The following is a 21,044-nucleotide window of genomic DNA, read 5'->3' as shown; positions in this document are numbered from 1 at the left end:
CAATGCGCTCTCTTACCCTTCATCTGAAAGTCCTGATCGCCGTGCTGGTGGTGCTGGGCATTTCGATCACGGCCTACCAGATCTTCGTGCTCGGCATTCCGGTGACCGAAGACGCTACCGACGACTTGTGGAACATCGACGCCAAGGTCGAGTTCGTCGCCAACGGCAAGGACCCGATCAAGATCCAGATGTTCGTGCCGCCCCTGAGCCGTGACTATGTGAGCCTCAACGAGAGCTTCATCTCCAACAATTATGGGGTGGCGGTGAACCGCATCGACGGCAACCGCAAGGTCACCTGGTCGGCACGCCGGGCCAAGGGCAACCAGACCCTGTACTACCGCCTGGTCCTGACCAAGCGCTACAGCGCCGAGAAAGCCAAGGTCAAGGGTCCGACCTTCCGCGACAGCATGGCCATCGAAGGGCCGGAGAAGATCGCCGCCGACGCCTTGCTGGCACCGATCCGCCAGCACTCGGCAGACGTCGAGACCTTCATCAGCGAAGCCATCAAGCGGGTCAACAACGCCAACGACGACAACGCCAAGCTGCTGCTGGCCGGCGACCCATCCAGCGCCAACAAGGCCAAGATCGTCGAACTGCTGCTGTCCATCGCCCACGTGCCGGCCGAGAAGGTCCACACCATCCGCCTGGTGGCCGACCAGCCGCAGACCCCGGAGCTGTGGCTGCGCAGCTTCAACGGCACCGACTGGCTGTACTTCAACCCCGAGACCGGCGAGCAGGGCCTGCCCAGCGATCGCCTGCTGTGGTGGACCGGCGACGACAACCTGATCACCGTCGATGGCGGCAAGAAAGCCAACGTCACCTTCAGCATGAACAACAGCGAGATGAATGCCATCCGCCTGGCCAAGCTGACCGACGAGAACACCGACGCCAACTTCCTCGAATACTCGCTCTACGGCCTGCCGCTGCAGACCCAGCAGACCTTCATGATCATGGTGATGATCCCGATTGGCGTGCTGGTGATCCTGGTGCTGCGCAACCTGATCGGCCTGCAGACCCTGGGCACCTTCACCCCGGTGCTGATCGCCCTGGCCTTTCGCGAGACCCAGCTGGGCTTCGGCATCGCGCTGTTCACCGTGATCACCGCCCTGGGCCTGTCGCTGCGCTCCTACCTCGAGCACCTGAAGCTGCAGATGCTGCCGCGCCTGTCGGTGGTGCTGACCTTCGTCGTGGTACTGATCGCCGCCATCAGCCTGTTCAGCCACAAGCTGGGCCTGGAGCGCGGCTTGTCGGTGGCGCTGTTCCCGATGGTGATCCTGACCATGACCATCGAGCGGCTGTCCATCACCTGGGAAGAGCGTGGCGGCGGCCATGCGATGAAAGTCGCGATCGGCACCCTGTTCGCCGCCTCCCTGGCGCACCTGATCATGAGCGTGCCGGAGCTGACGTACTTCGTCTTCACCTTCCCGGCGATGCTGCTGATCCTGGTGGGCTTCATGCTGGCCATGGGTCGCTACCGCGGCTACCGGCTGACGGAGCTGGTGCGGTTCAAAGCCTTCGTCAAGGCTGACTCCTGATGTTCGGCCTCTGGAAGACCTGGAAGGCCCTGGAAGCGCGCGGGATCATGGGCATCAACCGGCGTAACGCCGACTACGTGCTCAAGTACAACAAGCGCAGCCTGTACCCCATCGTCGATGACAAGATCATCACCAAGGAGCGGGCGCTCAAGGCCGGCATCCACGTGCCGGAGCTGTACGGGGTGATCTCCACCGAGAAGGAAATCGACAAGCTCGACGAGATCATCGGTGGGCGCAACGACTTCGTCATCAAGCCGGCCCAGGGCGCCGGCGGCGATGGCATCCTGGTGATCGCCGACCGCTTCGAGGGTCGCTATCGCACGGTGTCCGGGAAGATCATCAGCCATGAGGAAATCGAGCATCAGATCTCCAGCATCCTCACCGGCCTGTATTCCCTGGGCGGCCACCGCGACCGCGCGCTGATCGAATACCGGGTGACCCCGGACCAGATCTTCAAGAGCATCAGCTACGAAGGCGTGCCGGACATCCGCATCATCGTGCTCATGGGCTACCCGGTGATGGCCATGCTGCGCCTGCCGACCCGCCAGTCCGGCGGCAAGGCCAACCTGCACCAGGGCGCCATCGGCGTCGGGGTCGACCTGGCCACCGGCCTGACCCTGCGCGGCACCTGGCTGAACAACATCATCACCAAGCACCCGGACACCACCAACGCGGTAGACGGCGTGCAGCTGCCCTACTGGGACGGTTTCATGAAGCTGGCGGCCGGTTGCTACGAGCTGTGCGGCCTGGGCTACATCGGCGTGGACATGGTGCTGGACCAGGATAAGGGGCCGTTGATTCTCGAGCTCAACGCCCGCCCGGGCCTGAACATCCAGATCGCCAACGACTGCGGCCTGACCCAGCGCACCCACGCCATCGAGGCCCACCTGGAACAGCTCAAGGCCCAGGGCATCGAGGAAAGCGTCGAGGAGCGGGTACGTTTCGCCCAGCAGTTGTTCGGCCATATCCCCGCCGTGGAAGGCTGATCGCGACGGCTGCCTGAAGGTCCTGGCGCAGCCGGTGGCCATGGCCAATGCAAGCGGTACGTCGCAAACCACTCCATTGCCGACCTCCCCCCTAGGAGCAAATCCCCGGGGGGACTACAATCGCCAGCCGCGCCCCGATGGCTGATCTGCCCCGCATGTTGACCTGTTCCGTACACCCGCTCCCCTATCGCGACAATCCCGCCGACTACTTCGCGGCAATCGAACACGCCCCCGGCGCCGTGCTGCTCGATAGCGGCCGCCCCAGCGCCGAGCGCGGCCGTTACGACCTGCTCAGCGCCTGGCCCCTGGCGCAACTGACCGTGGCCGCCGAGGAAAGCGGCGGCGCATTCCTGCAACGCCTGCGGGACAACCTCGCGCAACTGGGCCCGGCACAGATTCCGGCACCCTACGAACTGCCGTTCGCCGGCGGCCTGATCGGCTACCTGAGCTATGACTTCGGCCGGCACCTGGAGCGCATGCCCAGCCAGGCCCGGGACGACCTGCACCTGCCCGATGCACGCCTGGGCCTGTATGCCTGGGCGCTGGTCAACGATCACCAGGCCGGTACCAGCCAGTTGGTGTTCCATCCGGCCCTGGAGCAAGACGAACGCCAGCGCCTGGTGCAACTGTTCGAACAGCCACTGCCGGCGCCAAGCGGCTGGTTCAAGCTGGATGGGCCGATGCAGGCCGACCTCGGCGCCGACGATTATCGCCAGGCATTCCAGCGCATCCAGCAATACATCCAGGCCGGCGACTGCTACCAGGTGAACTTCGCCCAGCGCTTTCGCGGCCAGTACCAGGGCGACCCCTGGGTGGCCTACCGGGCCCTGCGCGCCGCCTGCCCCACGCCGTTCTCCGGCTTCCAGCGCCTGGCCGACGGTGGCGCGGTGCTGAGCCTGTCACCGGAACGCTTCGTTCATGTCAGCCAGGGCCGGGTGGAAACCCGGCCGATCAAGGGCACCCGCCCCCGCGGCCGGGATGCCGCCGAGGATGCGGCCAGCGCCGCCGAACTGCTGGCCAGCGCCAAGGACCGGGCGGAAAACCTGATGATCGTCGACCTGCTGCGCAATGACCTGGGCCGCAGCTGCCGCATCGGCTCGGTCAAGGTGCCGGAACTGTTCAGCCTGGAGAGCTACCCCAACGTCCACCACCTGGTGAGCAGCGTCACCGGCGAGCTGGCGGCAGACAAGGACGCCCTGGACCTGATCGCCGGCAGCTTCCCTGGCGGCTCGATCACCGGCGCGCCGAAGATCCGCTCGATGCAGATCATCGACGAACTCGAACCCACACGCCGGGCGCTGTATTGCGGCTCGCTGCTGTACCTGGACGTGCGCGGGGAAATGGACAGCTCCATTGCCATCCGCAGCCTGCTGGCCAAGGACGGGCAGATCAGTTGCTGGGGCGGCGGCGGAATCGTGGCCGACTCGGACTGGCAGGCCGAATACCAGGAGTCGATCACCAAGGTGCGAGTGCTGCTGGACACCCTGCAGCAGCTCTGACGAACATCGCGGCTACACGAAGCATCTGTAGCCGCTGCTGAGCCGGCGAAGCTGCGCCAAGGCCCGCGGGGCCTTCCAACGATGGCGGAGGCTGCCCGATCTTGCGGCCGCTGCGCGCCCGTGCGCAGCCTGCGGCAGCGGCTACACGAAGCCTGATTCCGTAGCCGCTCCAGCCAGCGCGATTGCCGCCGTCGTTACAGACTCAGGCTACGGTTGGAAGCCTTGAGGAACTCCTGCTTGAGCTCGGCGAAGCTGTGCACCGCCGGGAACTGCGGGAACTCGCGAATCACGTTGTCCGGCGCGTGGAACAGGATGCCGGCATCCGCCTCGCCGAGCATGGTGGTGTCGTTGTAGGAGTCGCCGGCGGCGATCACCCGGTAGTACAGGCTCTTGAAGGCCAGCACCGACTGGCGCTTGGGATCCTTTTGGCGCAACTGATAGCCGGTGACGCGGCCGCTGTCATCGGTGACCAGGCGGTGGCACAACAGGGTCGGGAAACCCAGCTGGCGCATCAGCGGCTGGGAGAACTCATAGAAGGTGTCGGAGAGGATCACCACCTGGAAGCGCTCGCGCAGCCAATTGACGAACTCCACCGCGCCGTCCAGCGGCTTCAGGGTAGCGATCACTTCCTGGATGTCCGAAAGCTTCAGGCCGTGCTCATCGAGAATGCGCAGGCGCTGCTTCATCAGCACGTCGTAGTCGGGAATATCCCGGGTGGTGGCCTTGAGGGATTCAATCCCGGTTTTTTCGGCGAAGGCGATCCAGATTTCCGGGACCAGCACACCTTCCAGATCGAGACAGGCGATTTCCACGAGATACTCCCATTGGTTCTGATTATTGAAATTGAGCGAGCAAAAGGACGGCCGAACTATAGGGTCTGTTGCCGTTTCGGCGCAAACCGCGTTGCCGCGTCAAATGGCGCCAGGCCCTGGGGGATTTTGCTAAGATCGCCCCCCTATAGAGCGCATAGCGCCACCGACCTGTAGGAAACCGCCCTGATGACCCCATCGTTCGACGTCGCTGAACTCGCCGCGACCTATGCCAACAAATCCGCCCAGGACATCCTCAAGCTGGCCTTTTCCCAGTTCGGCGATGACCTGTGGATCTCCTTCAGCGGCGCCGAGGATGTGGTGCTGGTGGACATGGCCTGGAAGCTGAACAAGAACGTCAAGGTCTTCAGCCTCGACACCGGGCGCCTGCATCCGGAGACCTACCGCTTCATCGACCAGGTGCGCGAGCACTACAAGATCGATATCGAGCTGATCTCGCCGGACCACAGCAAGCTCGAACCCTTCGTCAAGGAAAAGGGCCTGTTCAGTTTCTACAAGGATGGCCATGGCGAATGCTGCGGCATCCGCAAGATCGAGCCCCTGCGACGCAAGCTGTCCACCGTCAGTGCCTGGGCCACCGGCCAGCGCCGCGACCAGAGCCCGGGCACCCGCAGCCAAGTGGCGGTAATGGAGATCGACAGCGCGTTCTCCACCCCAGAGCGCACGCTGTACAAGTTCAACCCGCTGGCGCAGATGAGCAGCGAGGAAATCTGGGGCTACATCCGCATGCTCGAACTGCCATACAACAGCCTGCATGAGCGCGGCTTCATCAGCATCGGCTGCGAGCCCTGCACCCGTCCGGTCCTGCCCAACCAGCACGAACGCGAAGGTCGCTGGTGGTGGGAAGAAGCCACCCAGAAGGAATGCGGCCTGCACGCCGGCAACCTCATCGGCAAGGCCTGATCCTCCCGGGCATCCGTTGGGGTGCCCACCCCACGAGCACAAAACATGTACACAAAAATGTCACTCAAGGTGCCATTTTTGTGTGCACTAGATTCTTCGATCGCCCCAGAAAGTTACACATCCCCTCCCCGCCAGTTGCTGCCTCCTGCTGCCTGAAAATAAATACCTGTTCGAACGGTCAATTTTTAACTGCGCTATTTCAGTCGGTTAGCGTAAACCAATAACCAAACGAAATCAGCAGGAAAACCCATAGAAGCAAACCTGGCATAAAAGTGGCTTGAGTCGAAACATGTTTTGTATACAAAAATAATCAAAACATACATACACTCACCATCCGCACGCCCCAGGCTGCAGATGCCCCGAAGCCAGGTGATTCCACCCTACGCGGAAGATTGTCGAGCCCAGGCTCAGGCACAGTCATCCAGGGGCGGAATCGGAGTACGCCGGAATGCAGACCCGCCCTTCCCACGACATCGCACTGGACACCGCCTCCCCGCTGCACCCGTACACCTCGTCACAGCCCATGACCGACAGCGATCAAGGGTCCGTCGCCCTCAGCCCACGCCTGCACAACCATGACCTGGCACCCACCAGGATCGCGGGCCGGCGCTGGGGCCGATACAGCATCTTCGCCCTGTGGACCAACGATGTGCACAACATCGCCAACTACTCCTTCGCCATCGGCCTGTATGCCCTGGGCCTGGGTGGCTGGCAGATCTTGTTGAGCCTAGGTATCGGCGCACTGCTGGTCTATGGCTTCATGAACCTCTCCGGCTACATGGGACAGAAGACCGGCGTGCCGTTCCCGGTGATCAGCCGCATCGCCTTCGGCATCCATGGCGCGCAGATCCCGGCATTGATCCGCGCCGTGATCGCCATCGCCTGGTTCGGCATCCAGACCTACCTGGCCTCGGTGGTGTTTCGCGTGTTGCTCACCGCCATCCATCCAGGCTTCGCGGCCTACGACCATGATGCGATCCTCGGCCTGTCGAGCCTGGGCTGGGCCTGTTTCGTGACGATCTGGCTGGTGCAGCTGGCGATCCTGGCCTACGGCATGGAGACCATCCGGCGCTACGAAGCCTTCGCCGGCCCGATCATCCTGCTGACTGTGGCCTGCCTCGCCGGATGGATGTACACCCAGGCCGACGGGCACATTGCCTGGTCGATCCGCGAGCCCCTGAGCGGTGGTGAAATGTGGCGGCAGATCTTCGCCGGCGGCACGCTGTGGCTGGCGATCTACGGCACGATGGTGCTCAACTTCTGCGACTTCGCCCGCTCCGCGCCATGCCGCAAGACCATCACCGTGGGCAACTTCTGGGGCCTGCCGGTGAACATCCTGGTGTTCGCCAGCATCACGGTGCTGCTGTGCGGCGCACAACTGCAGATCAACGGCAAGATCATCGAAAGCCCCACCGACATCATCGCCTCGATCCCCAGCACCCCGTTCCTGGCCCTGGGCTGCCTGGCATTCCTGATCGTCACCGTGGCGGTGAACATCATGGCCAACTTCGTCGCCCCGGCCTTCGTCCTCAGCAACCTGGCGCCCCGGCACCTGACCTTCCGCCGGGCCGGGCTGATCAGCGCCACCATCGCGGTGCTGATCCTGCCGTGGAATCTCTACAACAGCCCGCTGGTGATCCAGTACTTCCTGGCCGGCCTCGGCGCGCTGCTGGGCCCGCTGTACGGGGTGATCATGGTGGACTACTGGATGCTGCGCAAAGGCCGGGTCGACGTGCCGCAGTTGTACAGCGAAGACCCTCAAGGACCGTACTTCTACAGCCACGGCGTCAACCTGCGAGCAGTGGCGGCATTCGTTCCCGCGGCGCTGATCGCCATCGTCCTGGCCCTGGTCCCGGGGTTCGCCAGCATCTCGCCGTTCTCCTGGCTGGTGGGCGCCGCTATCGCCAGCCTGCTGTACCTGATCATCGCCAAGCGCCAGTCGCACTATGCGGACGTCAGCGGCGAGTCGATCGCCGTGGACGATGCCGGTCATTGAGCCCCCATGCACGGCCCGCTCCGCCGGGCCTGAACCTATCCAACCTGCAAGGAACCCCCATGCGAATTCTCGTGGTCAACGTCAACACCACCGACAGCATCACCCAGGCCATCGCCCAACAGGCCCGGAGCGTTGCCGCCCCAGGCACCGAGATCATCGGCCTGACGCCCTACTTCGGCGCCGAATCGGTGGAAGGCAACTTCGAAAGCTACCTGGCGGCCATCGCCGTGATGGATCGGGTACTGGCCTACGATCAGCCCTATGACGCGGTGATCCAGGCCGGCTACGGCGAGCACGGCCGCGAGGGCCTGCAGGAGCTGTTGAATGTGCCGGTGGTGGACATCACCGACGCCGCCGCCAGCACCGCGATGTTCCTCGGCCACGCCTATTCGGTGGTGACCACCCTGGACCGTACCGTGCCGTTGATCGAGGACCGCCTCAGGCTGTCGGGCCTGGACCAACGCTGCGCATCGGTGCGTGCCAGTGGCCTGGCGGTGCTGGAGCTGGAGGAAGATCCGGCACGGGCGGTGGAGGCCATTGTGCGCCAGGCGGAACTTGCGGTGACCCAGGACAAGGCCGAGGTCATTTGCCTGGGCTGCGGCGGCATGGCCGGGCTGGATGAGCAGATCCGCCAGCGTACCGGCGTGCCGGTGGTGGACGGGGTGACGGCAGCGGTGACCACCGCCGAGGCCCTGGTGCGCCAGGGCCTGTCGACTTCCAAGGTGCGCACCTATGCCACGCCACGCCCCAAGCGGGTCGTCGGCTGGCCGATGCGCCAGGGCCGCTGAGCCGACTGGTCGCTAGACCGCGCTGAAGGCCTGGGCCAGGCCCTGTTCGGCGAACTGCTGGATCACGAAATCGACGAAGGCCCGGGTCTTGCCCGGCAACATCTTGTGCTCGGCGTAGTAGATCGAGGTGAAGCCATCATCCACGTACCAATCCGGCAGCACTCGCCGCAGGGCGCCGGAGCGCAAGTGATTGACCGCGAACGGCATGCTCACCAGGGCCACGCCCAGCCCCTGGGCGGCGGCGATACAGGCCGCCTCGGAATCGCTCATGGTCATGGCCGCCTTGAGCTCCAGGGGTTGCTGCCCCCCTGCTCGCCCAGTCAGCTGCCAGGTGCGGATACGCCCGGTCTGCGGGGAGCGGATCAGGATGCCGCGGCAATCGCGCAGGTCCGCAGGCTCGCTGATCGGCCCTCGCCCATGCAGGTAGGCTGCGCTGGCCACCAGCACCCGATGGGCCGGGGTCAGGCGCCGGGCCACCACGCCGGGCGGCAGCTCGAAGCCACCGCCGATGGCGGCATCGAAGCCCTGGCCGATCAGGTCTACCTGGCGGTTATCGAAATGCCAGTCCGGCTGGATATCCGGATAACGGGCCAGGAACGCCCCCAGCAGAGGCACGATGTACAGGCAACCGAACACTGTGCCCACGCTGACCTTGAGGGTACCGGCGGGCCGCCCCTGGGCGTTGGCCAGGCTGCTCACGGCATGCTGGATGGTGTGCAGGCTGTCGCTGACTTCCGCCAGGAACAGGCGGCCGGCCTCGGTCAGGGTCAGGCGCCGGGTACTGCGCTGGAACAGCCTGACCCCCACCCGCGCCTCCAGCTTGGCCACGCTCTTGCCCACCGCCGCCGGGGTCAGCCCCAGGCGCCGTGCCGCTTCGGCAAAACTGCCGACTTCGGCGCTGCGCACGAAACACTCAATGCTGCTGAAGCCTTCCATACACCAGGATTCCAAACTTTTGGTTTACACAGAGTATAGGGATTACCCGCTACCCAGGACTCAATCAGCGCTCGATACTGGGCTCCACCCAAGGCATTCGCCTTTCAATCCAGGAGACCTACATGAGCAAGTTCGACCTCAACGGCAAAGTGGCCTTGATCCAGGGCGGTTCCCGCGGCATTGGCGCCGCCATCGTCGAGCGCCTGGCGGCCGAAGGCGCTGCCGTGGCCTTCACCTATGTCAGCTCGGCGGATAAAGCCCGGGCCCTGCAAGAACACATCATCGCCCAGGGTGGCCAGGCCCTGGCGATCCAGGCCGACAGCGCCGATGCCGCAGCCATTCGCCAGGCCGTGGGCAGCACGGTGGAGGCGTTCGGCCGCCTGGATATCCTGGTCAACAATGCCGGGGTGCTGGCGGTGGCACCGCTGGATGAGTTCCAGCTGGAAGACTTCGACCGGACCCTGGCGATCAACGTCCGCAGCGTCTTCATCGCCACCCAGGAAGCCGCCCGGCACATGGGCGAAGGCGGCCGCATCATCAACATCGGCAGTACCAACGCCGACCGCATGCCTTTCGCCGGTGGCGGCCCTTATGCCATGAGCAAGGCCGCGCTGGTGGGCCTGACCAAGGGCCTGGCCCGGGACCTGGGCCCGCGCGGTATCACCATCAACAACGTGCAACCCGGCCCGGTGGACACCGACATGAACCCGGCCGACAGCGATTTCGCTGACAGCCTGATGGATCTCATGGCGGTGGGCCGCTATGGGCGCGCCGAAGAAGTGGCTGGCTTCGTGGCCTACCTGGCCAGCCCCGAAGCGGCCTATATCACCGGTGCCAGCTTGAGCATCGACGGTGGTTTCGGCGCCTGAAGCCCCGGGCAAAAAAACGCCGGGCTACCCTTGCGGGGGCCCGGCGTCTTGGTTGATACGATGGCCTGGCTGTGCGGCGTCAGCTCCACGCCAGGTGCGGCAAACCACAGGCCGCGGGCTGGAAGCCTTGCAGCGAACGCAGGATCCCATCGGCATGGGCGAACTTATGATCGGCCATGGCCGGGTCGGGCACCGCGATCGCGGTCATGCCGGCGGCCTTGGCGGCAGTCACGCCGAACGGCGAGTCCTCGAACACCAGGCATTCGGCCGGATCGACTCCCAGGCGTCGGGCCGCGGTCAGGAAGATGTCCGGCGCCGGCTTGGCGGCGGTCACTTCCGGGTCGTCGGCGGTGACGATGGTGTCGAACAGGGCGAACCAGTCGCCATGGCGGGTGGTTTTCTCGACGAAGGACATCTGCGAAGAGCTGGTACCCACGGCGATCGGAATCCGGTGCTCCTTGAGATGGCGCACCAGCTGCTGTGCCCCGGGCATCGCCTCGGCCCGGGGAAAGCGCTCGCGCATCAGCGGCTCGCGCATCACCAGGAACTCCTCGGCAGTGATCGGCAGGTCCAGGGCCTGCACCACATAACGCGCGAGGTCGGCGGCGCCACGGCCGATGATGTTCTGCTTGATGGTCCAGTCGTAGGTACGGCCATAACGCTCGGCGATCAACTGGGTGATCTCGGTGTAGATGCCCTCGGTATCCAGCAGCAGACCGTCCATGTCGAAAATGACCGCCTTGATCGGCCCAAAATCATTCAACTGTGCATTCATCGCATCTGATCCGTTAGCAAAAGTACATTCCAGGGAGCGGCTCAGGTACGGCCCGTTCGTTAGCCAGCCTTTCGATGAAAGGGTTCAGCAGCATAGCGGCGGGCCTGTGCCAGGGGCAACCCGGCACAGGTGCGACGGGGCACGCAGGCTTCAATCGCGCGGGTCGGGCCCGCTGGCGTCCGGATCGAGGGCTTCTTGCAGAGGGACGCGGGCATCGTCCAGCAAGGAACCTGGGTCCTCGTTGCCCGGGTCGTTGATCACCTCGGGCTCCCCGGAGATGGGTTGGGTGTTGCCTGGAGCTTCACGGGCCATGATCGCCTCCTCGATCGCCAGGACCATCCTGGCAAGTATGGCGAAACCTGGGCGAGGCGCACAAAAAACCCGGCGCATGGCCGGGTTCTCGGGTTGCTTGCGCCTGGATCAGTGACGCTTCTTGTGCCCCATGCTGCTGCCCAGGGCACCGCCCGCCGCACCACCGATGCCAGCACCGACAGTGGCGCCGGTGCTGCCGCCCAGGCGATTGCCGATCAACGAGCCACCAGCCGAACCCAGGCCGCCACCGATCGCCGCCTTGGCCCGGCTGCCCTTGCGCGCACCAGCCGCGCTGCCGGCTGCCCCGGCGACACCCGCGCCGATGGCCGCTCCGGTGCTGCCGCCAAGCTTCTGCCCCACCACATTGCCCAGCGCGCCGCCGAGGCCACCGCCAATGGCTGCTGTACCGTCACCGGCCATCGCGCCTTGGGCCAGCAAAAGTCCCACAACCAGGGCAGGGAGAGTTAAACGCATGACTTGAACCTCGAAAAAAGACTGTCAAACTGACATGTAAGAACCCGGCGCCGCATGACTCGACGCAGGTCACCGCGAAACCACCCGGGATTTGGCGCCGGATTGGACAACCAATTCCAGAAGAGTTTTATCACCACGCAAAAAAAAGCCCGCTGGGGAACGGGCTAGGGTGTTGCGTTTAACGGATGGTTTGAGCCTACGCAGGCAGATGTGAAGAAAGCGTGAAAAATTTCACCGCCAGGCCCGACGCCCCTCCAACGCGACCTCTGTCGCCCCCGGCCTGCGGGCGTGGCGGCGCGAATGAAAAATTTTCTGCCGCCCGCCACCCGCGCCTCTTCGCCCACATACAAAAAGCCCCGCAAGTGCGGGGCAGTCGTTATTCAAGATCGCTTGTTCTTGGGCAGGGCCCGAGGAAAAAACATCGTATTGCTGGCGACCGATGTCACCGCGGATTTTTTCCTGACGACATTCGCAGAAGGCTCAGCCTTCGCCTCGAATGCCGCCTGCCCGCAACGCACCAAGTTGTTGATTGGGAACTCATCCCCGTTGTCTTCGATATAAGCAAGACTCCTCATCTCCCAGCTCCCTCCAACAACCGACCAGCACCGGCAAGCTCCTGATTGCCTGGAAAGTACTGATCGTCACGGCGCTTGAGACTAGACAGTCATTCGCCGACCTGCCGGCCAAAGCACCGCAGACGCCGACGAGCGGCCAGCCAGTGGAAGAAAAACTGATCCAGGGCAAATTTTCCCTCGACGTTCAGCTGTCGTACGCCGCCAGGGCCCGGGCCAGGCGCATGTCGTCGGCATCACTGGCAGGATGCAGTGTCCGATAGCAACGCAGTGCCTGCTCCAGCTGGGCGCCGCGAATCTGGCCCCCGGAACCGACGAAGGCCAGGGCATCGCCCTTGGCCGAATGAAAGATCTCGCCAGGATTGGATGTGGTGCCCAAGGTGCCGAACGTGGTCAGGCCGGTCACGCCGGTGACCATCATCGAGGCCCGGTCCACGGGGTTCCTCTCCTCTCCCGCCACCACCGAGAGCGGGGTGACACACAACGCACAGATCAATAACGCCTGGTTACAACTCTTCATCGGTGGATCGCCATCCTGGGCCAAGGCAGGCGCGCAACTTAGCATCCGGCGTGTCCGAACGCAGCCTCAAGCCGCTGGTGATTGCCAACGGGACAGGTAGGCGGTCGCCGCCTGCTCCGCCTCGACGCAAATGGTTTCACTGATGCGGCCTTCGGCCAGGTAGCCGTACTTCATGCAGGCGAATGCGATTTCCACCGCCAGGGTGGTCACGTCCGGCTGCCGAGGCAGGCTGTCGAAGCCGCCCCGGGCCAGCAGGTAGTCGCGCAGCAAGCTGCCGATCATGGCGTCCTTGCGCTCGTGGGCCTGGCTGTCCAGCGGGGTGAAGTTGCCGCGCAGGAGCAGCAGGCTGGCGGCCGGGTGAGCGTTGTAGTAACCGGCAACGCCGCGAATGACCCGACCGATGGCCTGTTTCCAGTCGCCCTCGGGGCCGGGTCTGGAGCTATCGATCAGCGCGGCGATACGCTCCATCTGCTGGCTCGCCAGATGGGCGAGCAACGCGTATTTGTCCGGAAAGAACTGATAGATGCTCGCCCTCGGGACTCCCGACAACTTGGCGATCTCGGGGATCGATGTGGCGTCCGGGCCGACTTCCTGGAGCAGTTGCTCTGCAGCCGCCAGCACCTTTTCCATGCGCGATTGCGAGCGCTCCTGCTGGGGCAGCCTTGCGACCTTCTTGCCTTTGGGAACCGACGAGCTGTCTTGCATATCGCATAAATCCAACATAAGTTATATTTCAACGTGACAAATGTCATGTTCACCAAGCGCTCCATCTTCCCCGTCCAGAGCGAGACCTGCAATGAGCTACCAAGACCAGACCCAATGGCAAGACATCCAGGCCTTCCTCCCCGCGGCCTATCGCATCGACGCTGAAAATGCCCCGCAAGAGGAGTATTGGCCATGGCGTGGGCATCAGGTGCACCTGGACCGGTTCGTCAATCCGACAGCACCGGCCAAGGTCATCCTGTTCCATGGGGTCGGGACCAACGGTCGGCAGATGTCGACCATCGTCGGCCTACCCCTGTCGCGGCAAGGGCTGGAAACGGTGGCAATCGACATGCCTGGATACGGCGAGACCCGGGTCGCCCCAGGCGCCCAGGTGCGCTATGACACCTGGGTGGAACTGGCCCATGAGTTCATCGAGCATGAACGGCGCCGCGACCCTCGGCCGATCTTTCTCTACGGCCTCAGCGCCGGCGGCATGCTCACCTACCACGCGGCGGCCATGAACCAGAAAGTGGCGGGCATCATCGGCATGACCTTCCTCGACCAGCGACTGGCCCTGGTCAGGGAGCAGACCGCCCTCACCCCCTTGCTGGGCCGCCTGGGCGGGCCGCTGATGCACGCCCTGGCCGGTACTCCATTGGCAGGAATGAAGATGCCGATGTGGCTGGCAAGCAAGATGCACACCCTGGTCAACGACCGCGCCGCGCTGAAAACCTGCCTCAGGGACCGCACCTCGGCGGGCAACTGGGCCAGCCTGCGTTTCCTGAGCTCCTATTTGAACTACGTGCCGGTGGTGGCCCCGCAAGACTTCCAGGCCTGCCCGGTACTGTTGACCCAGCCGGCTGCGGACCGCTGGACGCCACTGGAACTGAGCCAGCCGTTCCTCGAGCGCTTGGCCCGGGTCGAGGTACAGATCCGCATGCTGGAGAATGCCGGGCACTATCCACTGGAAGAACCGGGGTTGACCCAGATGAACCAGGCCATCTTGCAGTTCATCGAGACGGTCCTGGCCAGCACCGGCGATCCGACGACCGCGCCCCCCGCCCGGCAGCAGTTGCCCGAGCCCCTGGACCGGCGCAGCTGAGCCTTCAAGTCCGGGCCAGGAAGCTGTCGGCGTCGCCTCCTTCGCATTTCCAGTCGGCGAACACCCCGACCAAATTGCAGGCATCGCACCGGCAGCCGATGTAGTACCAGCGCACATCGTTGCTATCGGCATAGAGCGCGACTGCCGAGGTGATCGCAAAGTGTTCGTGGTCACAGACGCAGACATGGTTCTCGAAAGCCGCCTGTGCCGCATAGTCGGCACTGTCACCCAGCAGCTTGACGGTTGCGCACCGGGTGCAAGTGCATCTGCCGGCGCCGACTTCCTCGTCGGTTTCCAGGGTGAACCTGTCGTTCCCGCAGACGCACCGGGCAGCGTTGAACCTCACTGCCTCGTAGCTCGGTTGGCTGTAGCGGTGGATCTCCGGCTGGATATCCGCGTCTTCGCTGCCGTACCGGTAGCGGCCTTTCCTTGAAATCGTCATGGTGTTCCAACTGCCAGTGATTATTCGCCGGGGATGAACGGCCGGGCCCCGCGGCGAACATCCGGGCGCCAGCTGGTCTGGTGGTATTCAGGCCGCCGGGGCGGACTCCTCGAACAGACTGCGAATGGTGCCCTGGATGCGCAGGATGTCCGAGAGCGCATACAGCCCCACTGAAGGGGCCAGGTGGCGGCTATCCGGGGGATTGGCGACACAGGCGGCAATCAGTGTCAGCTGATTGGCAGGATCGGGCTGGAACTTGATGCCGCTCACGCAATACAGGCTCTTGCGCCGGATGCCATCGTTGTATAGCTCGCCCTGGGCCAGTGCTTGCTGCAACTGTTCCAGCGTCGGCACCTGGTCGAATACCCGGGCGTAGAACTCGATGATCGGGCTCTCGTTGATGCTACCCAGGCGGTGCACATAAGCGGCGTAGAACCGGCCTTCCAGCTGAATGGCCAATACGTCGCCAGCACGGTAGAACGTCACGGAGTCCGGGAGCGCCGGCTTGCGCGCCAGGGCCACGGGAGGCACTTGCAGGCCAGCGCTGAACTCCTGCGAGCGCTGGTGAAACTTGTCCCCCAGGGCCACCGCTCGATTCAGTTCCTCGATCGCCTCCACGGCCCGGGCGGTAATGCCCGGCTCGGCCAGGCCATATTTATGTAACAGCGTGGCCAGCGCGAGCCAGGCCTTGTGCCGATAGAGCGGCGCGACCTGGGACTCATCCGCCAGCAGCACGCAATTCCAGCGAGCCAGCAGACCTGGCAACACCACATCGATCCGCGGGCCCTGGTGACCATGCTGCTGTGCAACCATCGCCTTCCAGGTCAGCCGCGCAAGGTCCTCGTCCAAAGCCTGGACCAGGTGCCTGGCGGCCAGTTTCTCCAGCAACTGCTGATGCTTCACAAGCTCATCTCCATTCGATGCTTAGTCCGGTGCCATCTGAAGGCGCTACCCCAGGCGTAGCCGCTGTGGTCGTTCTTTGTTTCAATGGCGGCCTGCACAGGGCCAGTAGCACGCCAAGCGCCCTACTCCGGGAAAATCGCGCAATGATAACGATCGACGCCTTCAAGGCATACGGCACCCGCACCGGTTCGCCTACGCAAATGCCGCTGGACGAAATAACCCTGCTCGCCTCGCCCGCGGCTCTCAGGGCGCTGGGGGATTTCCTGCTGCAGGCCGCACAACGCATGCAGGAAGACGGCATGGAGCATTTGCACCTGCAGGATGCCTGGGCCGACTTCGATCCTGGGCTGCACGTGGACCTGGTGCTAGTGAATAGCCAGCAGGCCGCCGCACACGAGCCGCAGACCACGACCGTCGACAGCGCCGATACTCCCCACGGAAACTACCGATGAACGCCAGTCCCTCGCCTGCATCCCTATCGGCCTTACAGGAGTACGCCGCCCATTGCCTGGATGCCTACTGTCAGGCGCAAGGCATCGCCCACCCGTGCATCGACGAACTGCTGGAGCATCTGCGATCCATGGCCAGCTACTCGAACCTGACCTTGTGGGAACAGGCCGGCGCCGGCCTGGCCCTGAACGGCCGGGGCGACGACATGCCGGCCTCGCTCTGTGCAATGCTCGATACGCAACAGGTCGAACAATTGCAGGCGCTGGCCTGCAATGTCGTGGAAGTCGGCCTGGCGGATATGTACGGCCAGGGCTCGCCCCTGCCCCGGTACTTCCTGGCGCAGGTGGAGGCAATGCTGGAAAGGGCAAACGTGCAGTTGCCCGAGGACCAGAACAACAGCAACCCCCGGTGAGCGCACCCACGCGCCGAGAACGACCGAGCCCTGGGCGGGAGGCTATTTTCGCAGGCAACAAAAAACCCCTGGAAGCCATGGGCCTTCAGGGGTTTCTTGTATCGAATATGGCGGTGAAGGAGGGATTCGAACCCTCGATACAGTTTCCTGTATACACACTTTCCAGGCGTGCTCCTTAAGCCACTCGGACACCTCACCGTTTCTCTTCAAACCGATTCAGTCTGTCGAGGCGCGCTAATGTAGTCGAAAGCTTTTCAGATGGCAAAGGTTTTTTTCAGAATTTTCATGCGCTTAAGCACTTTTCTGGTTTTCAGGGCCTACACGCCCCTGCGGCACACGGCAAACCGGCCAATCTTCGGCTCGCTCCTGGCTGCCGTGCAGCTACAGGGATGCAGCCCAGCGGGTCGTGCGACCTGCCACCCGGGACAAAGCCTGACTCATCAGTCAGTCATGGCGCTTTACCAGGCCGGTCATGCTGGGTAACTTCTGCTGCACTTCTAATACAAGGAATTGCGTCATGAGTGAGTTGATTTCCTACCATCTCGAAGACGGTATCGCGACCCTGACCTTGAGCAATGGCAAGGTCAATGCCATCTCCCCGGACGTGATTGCCGCTTTTAATGCCGCGCTGGACCAGGCCACCGCCGATCGCGCGGTGGTGATCATCACTGGCCAGCCAGGGATCCTCTCCGGCGGCTACGACCTCAAGGTCATGACCGCCGGCCCCAAGGAGGCCGTGGCCCTGGTGACCCTGGGCTCGACCCTGGCCCGGCGCCTGCTGTCCCATCCGTTCCCGGTGATCGTCGCATGCCCCGGGCACGCAGTGGCCAAGGGCGCCTTCCTGCTGCTGTCGGCCGATTACCGCATCGGTGTCGAGGGCCCCTTCAGCATCGGCCTCAACGAAGTGCAGATCGGCATGACTATGCACCACGCCGGCATCGAGTTGGCTCGTGACCGCCTGCGGCGTTCGGCCTTGCACCGCTCGGTGATCAACGGCGAGATGTTCGACCCCCACAGCGCGGTGGATGCCGGCTTCCTCGACAAGGTGGTCAGCGCCGAAGAACTCCAGGGCGCCGCCCTGGCCGCAGCGCGCCAGTTGAAGAAGATCAACATGCTGGCCCACAAGAACACCAAGCTGAAGGTACGCAAGGCCCTGCTGGAAAGACTGGACAACGCCATCATCGAAGACCAGGGGCATCTGGGCTAAACCCCGGCATGAACGAGCATGGCCCGGCCCTTGTGCCGGGCTTTTTATTGCCTCGCGAAGCCTCCCCCCCTGCACGCCCCGCCATCGGACACATCCGCTCAATCATCACTGCTCATCCTGCCTGGCGGAGCAATTGCCGAAAACAGTGCACATTCGTACACTGCGCCACCTTTTGTCCCCTGCGCGGTGGCCGTTTAGATGCTGTATCTGTTTCGTATGTCTTTGATGGGCTTGCACTTTATAGCTGCTGGCAGCCTGGGCTTGCTGCTTGGACTGTGTCGTCCCTTCAACCCTGACAACAGCCGCCTGTGTGCCCGCCTGTATGCCTGGCCGGCCATGCGCATCCTGGGCCTGAAGGTCAGGGCCGAGGCCGGGCCATTGATGGACAAGCCACAAAGTTGCGTGATCATCGCCAACCATCAGTCCAACTACGACCTGTTCGTGTTCGGCAACGTGGTGCCGCCACGCACCGTATGCATTGGCAAGAAGAGCCTGAAATGGGTTCCGCTGTTCGGCCAGTTGTTCTGGCTGTCGGGCAACGTCTTGATCGACCGCGGTAACCCACACAAGGCCCGGCGCTCGATAGTCACCACCACCCACACCCTGCAACACAAGGACACCTCGATCTGGGTATTCCCGGAAGGCACGCGCAACGGCGGCGAAGAGCTGCTGCCATTCAAGCGCGGCGCCTTCCAGATGGCGATCGCCGCCGGGGTCCCCATCGTTCCGGTCTGTACCAGCAACTACATCAAGCACATGCGCCTGAACCGCTGGAACAGCGGTGAAATCCTGATTCGTTCGCTACCGGCGATCCCCACTGCCGGCTTGAGCATGGACGACTTGCCACGGCTGATGGCGCAATGTCGCGAGCAAATGCTCGAGTGCATCGCCAGTATGGATCGTCAGTTGCAATCGAACTGAGCCCTGTTGAGCCAAAGCCCGCCTCGCGCGGGCTTTCATTTATCTACGAACTCGCATCTCCCAGGGGACTCTGATGCTGCAATGCAGGCTAAGCTGCTGATTTGCCACCGCTCCCTTGATAAGAAGAAGTGAACCTGAACCATGGGTAGAGTTGTTGCTGCCGCCGTCTACAGCGGCGGAAAGAAAGTCACGAACATCAGCCTCGACGAGGGGGCGGCCTGGGCGGCCAAGCCCGGGCATTTCGTCTGGATCGGCCTGGAAGAACCCAACGCCCACGAACTGGCCAACCTGCAACGCCAGTTCAACCTGCATGAACTGGCCATCGAGGATGCCCTGGAGAAACACAGCCGGCCCAAGCTGGAAACCTTCGGCGATGCCCTGTTCATCGTCACCTACTCGCCGGTGCGCACCGACGGCAAGCTGGAGTTCATCGAAACCCATATCTTCGCCGGCAACGGCTACATCATCACCGCCCGCAATGGCCACTCGGCCTCCTACGGCCATGTGCGCCAGCGTTGCGAGGCCCGCCCGTTGCTGCTCGAACATGGCGAGGACTTCGTGCTCTATGCCCTGCTGGACTTCGTCACCGAGAACTACCAGCCGGTCAGCGAAGCCATCCACGCCGAGATCGAGGAGCTGGAGAGCAACGTGCTGTGCCAGTCGATGAACGAGCGCGACATCCTCAGCCTGCACAGCCTGCGTCGCGATGTACTGCGCCTGCGCCGCCACGTGGCGCCGATGGTGGAGATCAGCGAGGACCTGCAGAAGCTCAGCTTCCCCTTCATCGACAAGAACATGCGGCCGTATTTTCGCGATGTGCAGATCCACGTCACACGGCAGATGGAAGACCTTTCGACCCTGCGCGACATCGCCAGCCAGACCATCGAGATCGGCGTGCTGCTGGAGGCCTCGCGGCAAAGCATCGTACAGCGCAAGTTCGCCGCCTGGGCGGCGATCCTGGCGTTTCCCACGGCGGTGGCGGGGATCTACGGGATGAACTTCCAGAACATGCCGGAGCTGGGCTGGCACTACGGCTACTTTGGCGTCCTGGGTTTCATCAGCGTGGGCTGCGTGGCCCTCTGGGCCAGCTTCAAGCGTTCAGGCTGGCTGTGAAACGACGTGGCCCCGCGCCAGGCGGGGCCACGGCTTGCCTCAGGCCGCTGCGGGCTTGTGGGCGACGAAGCGCATCATCCATTCGGCCACGGTAGTGCCGTGATGATCGTGCTGGAGACTGGCCACGCCCTTCTGGTAGACCTGCTCGCCGAGGAACTCATGGCGCAGGTCGAGCAAGGCGCGGGAATAGTCGTGGATGAATTCCGGATGCCCCTGGAAGCACAGCACCTGGTCATTGATGTGGTAGGCCGCGTACGGGCAGAAATCGCTGGAGGCGATCACCGTGGCGTTCTCCGGCAAGGCGGTGACCTGGTCCTGGTGGCTGATCAGCAGGGTCAGCTCCTCCACCACCGGGCTCATCCACGGCGCCTTGGCCGCAAGCTTGTAGTTGTGGATGCCCACGCCCCAGCCCTGGTTCGCCCGCTCGCTCTTGCCCCCCAGCAGCAACGCCAGCAACTGATGGCCGAAGCAGATGCCCAGCAGCTTGTCGCCACGCTCGTAGCGCTCCAGCAGGTAGGCCTTGAGGGTCTGGATCCACGGATCGGTGCCGAACGAATCGGCCTTGCTGCCCGTCACCAGGTAGGCATCGAACTTCAGGTCGTCAGCCGGATACTGGCCCTGCACCACGTTGTAGACACTGAACTGCGCGGCGATGGGCTGTTGGGAAAACAGGCGCTGGAACATCTGCCCGTAGCCCTGGTACTGGTCGATCAGTTCGGGACGCAGGATATCGGTTTCAAGAATGCAGATGCGTAGCGACATAAAATATTCCTGACAAGGCGATGGCAATAACG

General features: G+C 63.6%; 24 protein-coding genes and 1 tRNA gene. 14 read left to right on the top strand and 11 right to left on the bottom strand.

Annotated elements, in window-relative coordinates:
* The first annotated feature begins 2 nt into the window (after positions 1-2).
* The 3 genes from C4K40_RS09475 to pabB all read left to right on the top strand — a co-directional run bounded on the left by C4K40_RS09475 (position 3) and on the right by pabB (position 4,020).
* A complete protein-coding gene (locus C4K40_RS09475; RefSeq protein WP_053135884.1) occupies positions 3-1,535 on the top strand; it encodes an inactive transglutaminase family protein in 1,533 nt (510 codons plus the stop codon).
* On the top strand, positions 1,535-2,521 hold the full coding sequence (locus C4K40_RS09470) for an alpha-L-glutamate ligase-like protein (RefSeq protein WP_022643231.1): 987 nt from the start codon (positions 1,535-1,537) through the stop codon (positions 2,519-2,521). Before C4K40_RS09475 ends, C4K40_RS09470 begins: the two co-directional genes overlap by 1 nt.
* 155 nt (positions 2,522-2,676) lie before the next feature.
* Entirely contained in the window at positions 2,677-4,020 is a 1,344-nt protein-coding gene (gene pabB / locus C4K40_RS09465) for an aminodeoxychorismate synthase component I (RefSeq protein WP_053135881.1), read from the top strand.
* A gap of 194 nt (positions 4,021-4,214) precedes the next feature.
* Here the strand turns inward: pabB and thrH are convergent, their stop codons facing one another.
* The gene (gene thrH / locus C4K40_RS09460; RefSeq protein ID WP_022643230.1) at positions 4,215-4,832 is read right to left on the bottom strand and encodes a bifunctional phosphoserine phosphatase/homoserine phosphotransferase ThrH; all 618 of its coding nucleotides are present in this window, start codon (positions 4,830-4,832) and stop codon (positions 4,215-4,217) included.
* 186 nt (positions 4,833-5,018) lie between these two features.
* Between thrH and C4K40_RS09455 the strand changes: the two genes are divergently transcribed.
* The 3 genes from C4K40_RS09455 (at position 5,019) to C4K40_RS09445 (ending at position 8,537) form a co-directional block, all read left to right on the top strand.
* Complete coding sequence (locus C4K40_RS09455; RefSeq protein WP_022643229.1) at positions 5,019-5,753, top strand: phosphoadenylyl-sulfate reductase; 735 nt, start codon at positions 5,019-5,021, stop codon at positions 5,751-5,753.
* 448 nt (positions 5,754-6,201) lie between these two features.
* Complete coding sequence (locus C4K40_RS09450) at positions 6,202-7,749, top strand: NCS1 family nucleobase:cation symporter-1 (protein ID WP_053135878.1); 1,548 nt, start codon at positions 6,202-6,204, stop codon at positions 7,747-7,749.
* Between the two features lie 59 nt (positions 7,750-7,808).
* Complete coding sequence (locus tag C4K40_RS09445; RefSeq protein WP_053135875.1) at positions 7,809-8,537, top strand: aspartate/glutamate racemase family protein; 729 nt, start codon at positions 7,809-7,811, stop codon at positions 8,535-8,537.
* 12 nt (positions 8,538-8,549) lie between these two features.
* Here C4K40_RS09445 and C4K40_RS09440 read toward each other — a convergent pair whose 3' ends face one another.
* Positions 8,550-9,473 (bottom strand): LysR family transcriptional regulator, encoded by a 924-nt coding sequence (locus C4K40_RS09440; RefSeq protein ID WP_053135872.1) that lies wholly within the window; start codon positions 9,471-9,473, stop codon positions 8,550-8,552.
* Between the two features lie 122 nt (positions 9,474-9,595).
* On the opposite strand from C4K40_RS09440, the gene C4K40_RS09435 reads away from it, so the two are divergent.
* Positions 9,596-10,342 (top strand): 3-oxoacyl-ACP reductase family protein, encoded by a 747-nt coding sequence (locus tag C4K40_RS09435; RefSeq protein WP_053135868.1) that lies wholly within the window; start codon positions 9,596-9,598, stop codon positions 10,340-10,342.
* A gap of 79 nt (positions 10,343-10,421) precedes the next feature.
* Here C4K40_RS09435 and C4K40_RS09430 read toward each other — a convergent pair whose 3' ends face one another.
* The 3 genes from C4K40_RS09430 to C4K40_RS09425 all read right to left on the bottom strand — a co-directional run bounded on the left by C4K40_RS09430 (position 10,422) and on the right by C4K40_RS09425 (position 11,903).
* A complete protein-coding gene (locus C4K40_RS09430) occupies positions 10,422-11,117 on the bottom strand; it encodes an HAD-IA family hydrolase (RefSeq protein WP_022643225.1) in 696 nt (231 codons plus the stop codon).
* A gap of 150 nt (positions 11,118-11,267) precedes the next feature.
* Positions 11,268-11,429: a hypothetical protein gene (locus C4K40_RS31530; RefSeq protein WP_164485015.1), complete on the bottom strand. Its 162-nt coding sequence runs from the start codon at positions 11,427-11,429 to the stop codon at positions 11,268-11,270.
* 108 nt (positions 11,430-11,537) lie between these two features.
* Positions 11,538-11,903, bottom strand: coding sequence for a glycine zipper domain-containing protein (locus C4K40_RS09425; RefSeq protein ID WP_031321282.1), 366 nt, complete (start codon positions 11,901-11,903; stop codon positions 11,538-11,540).
* Between the two features lie 300 nt (positions 11,904-12,203).
* Between C4K40_RS09425 and C4K40_RS31525 the strand changes: the two genes are divergently transcribed.
* Complete coding sequence (locus C4K40_RS31525) at positions 12,204-12,464, top strand: hypothetical protein (protein WP_157064371.1); 261 nt, start codon at positions 12,204-12,206, stop codon at positions 12,462-12,464.
* Between the two features lie 198 nt (positions 12,465-12,662).
* Here C4K40_RS31525 and C4K40_RS09415 read toward each other — a convergent pair whose 3' ends face one another.
* Both C4K40_RS09415 and C4K40_RS09410 read right to left on the bottom strand, forming a co-directional pair.
* Positions 12,663-12,995 carry a DUF2388 domain-containing protein gene (locus C4K40_RS09415; protein WP_031321278.1) on the bottom strand — a complete coding sequence of 111 codons (333 nt, stop codon included), beginning with the start codon at positions 12,993-12,995 and terminating at the stop codon, positions 12,663-12,665.
* 66 nt (positions 12,996-13,061) lie between these two features.
* The gene (locus tag C4K40_RS09410) at positions 13,062-13,700 is read right to left on the bottom strand and encodes a TetR/AcrR family transcriptional regulator (protein WP_053135862.1); all 639 of its coding nucleotides are present in this window, start codon (positions 13,698-13,700) and stop codon (positions 13,062-13,064) included.
* 91 nt (positions 13,701-13,791) lie between these two features.
* Here C4K40_RS09410 and C4K40_RS09405 point away from each other — a divergent pair, with 91 nt between their 5' ends.
* Complete coding sequence (locus tag C4K40_RS09405; RefSeq protein ID WP_083456967.1) at positions 13,792-14,802, top strand: alpha/beta hydrolase; 1,011 nt, start codon at positions 13,792-13,794, stop codon at positions 14,800-14,802.
* A 4-nt stretch (positions 14,803-14,806) separates the two neighbouring features.
* Here the strand turns inward: C4K40_RS09405 and C4K40_RS09400 are convergent, their stop codons facing one another.
* Together C4K40_RS09400 and C4K40_RS09395 are read right to left on the bottom strand one after the other, a co-directional pair.
* A complete protein-coding gene (locus C4K40_RS09400) occupies positions 14,807-15,244 on the bottom strand; it encodes a hypothetical protein (RefSeq protein ID WP_053135859.1) in 438 nt (145 codons plus the stop codon).
* A gap of 87 nt (positions 15,245-15,331) precedes the next feature.
* A complete protein-coding gene (locus C4K40_RS09395; RefSeq protein WP_022643216.1) occupies positions 15,332-16,147 on the bottom strand; it encodes a hypothetical protein in 816 nt (271 codons plus the stop codon).
* Positions 16,148-16,290: 143 nt separating this feature from the next.
* Here C4K40_RS09395 and C4K40_RS09390 point away from each other — a divergent pair, with 143 nt between their 5' ends.
* Both C4K40_RS09390 and C4K40_RS09385 read left to right on the top strand, forming a co-directional pair.
* Complete coding sequence (locus C4K40_RS09390) at positions 16,291-16,599, top strand: hypothetical protein (protein ID WP_053135857.1); 309 nt, start codon at positions 16,291-16,293, stop codon at positions 16,597-16,599.
* Positions 16,596-17,009, top strand: coding sequence for a hypothetical protein (locus C4K40_RS09385; protein WP_031321275.1), 414 nt, complete (start codon positions 16,596-16,598; stop codon positions 17,007-17,009). Before C4K40_RS09390 ends, C4K40_RS09385 begins: the two co-directional genes overlap by 4 nt.
* A gap of 108 nt (positions 17,010-17,117) precedes the next feature.
* Here the strand turns inward: C4K40_RS09385 and C4K40_RS09380 are convergent.
* Positions 17,118-17,207: transfer RNA gene (locus tag C4K40_RS09380), tRNA-Ser, on the bottom strand.
* A 319-nt stretch (positions 17,208-17,526) separates the two neighbouring features.
* On the opposite strand from C4K40_RS09380, the gene C4K40_RS09375 reads away from it, so the two are divergent.
* The 3 genes from C4K40_RS09375 to C4K40_RS09365 all read left to right on the top strand — a co-directional run bounded on the left by C4K40_RS09375 (position 17,527) and on the right by C4K40_RS09365 (position 20,250).
* Complete coding sequence (locus C4K40_RS09375; protein ID WP_022643213.1) at positions 17,527-18,216, top strand: crotonase/enoyl-CoA hydratase family protein; 690 nt, start codon at positions 17,527-17,529, stop codon at positions 18,214-18,216.
* A gap of 198 nt (positions 18,217-18,414) precedes the next feature.
* The gene (locus C4K40_RS09370) at positions 18,415-19,137 is read left to right on the top strand and encodes a 1-acyl-sn-glycerol-3-phosphate acyltransferase (protein ID WP_031321274.1); all 723 of its coding nucleotides are present in this window, start codon (positions 18,415-18,417) and stop codon (positions 19,135-19,137) included.
* A gap of 141 nt (positions 19,138-19,278) precedes the next feature.
* On the top strand, positions 19,279-20,250 hold the full coding sequence (locus tag C4K40_RS09365) for a magnesium and cobalt transport protein CorA (RefSeq protein WP_022643211.1): 972 nt from the start codon (positions 19,279-19,281) through the stop codon (positions 20,248-20,250).
* A 39-nt stretch (positions 20,251-20,289) separates the two neighbouring features.
* On the opposite strand, the gene C4K40_RS09360 is transcribed toward C4K40_RS09365, so the two are convergent.
* Positions 20,290-21,012, bottom strand: a complete 723-nt coding sequence (locus C4K40_RS09360) for an amidotransferase (protein WP_053135854.1) — start codon at positions 21,010-21,012, stop codon at positions 20,290-20,292.
* Positions 21,013-21,044: the final 32 nt, after the last annotated feature.

Source organism: Pseudomonas sp. CMR5c (assembly GCF_003850545.1).
GTDB classification, from domain to species: Bacteria; Pseudomonadota; Gammaproteobacteria; order Pseudomonadales; family Pseudomonadaceae; genus Aquipseudomonas; species Aquipseudomonas piscis.
Note: the sequence above shows the minus strand (reverse complement) of the source record. Positions and strands in the feature narration are given on the sequence as shown.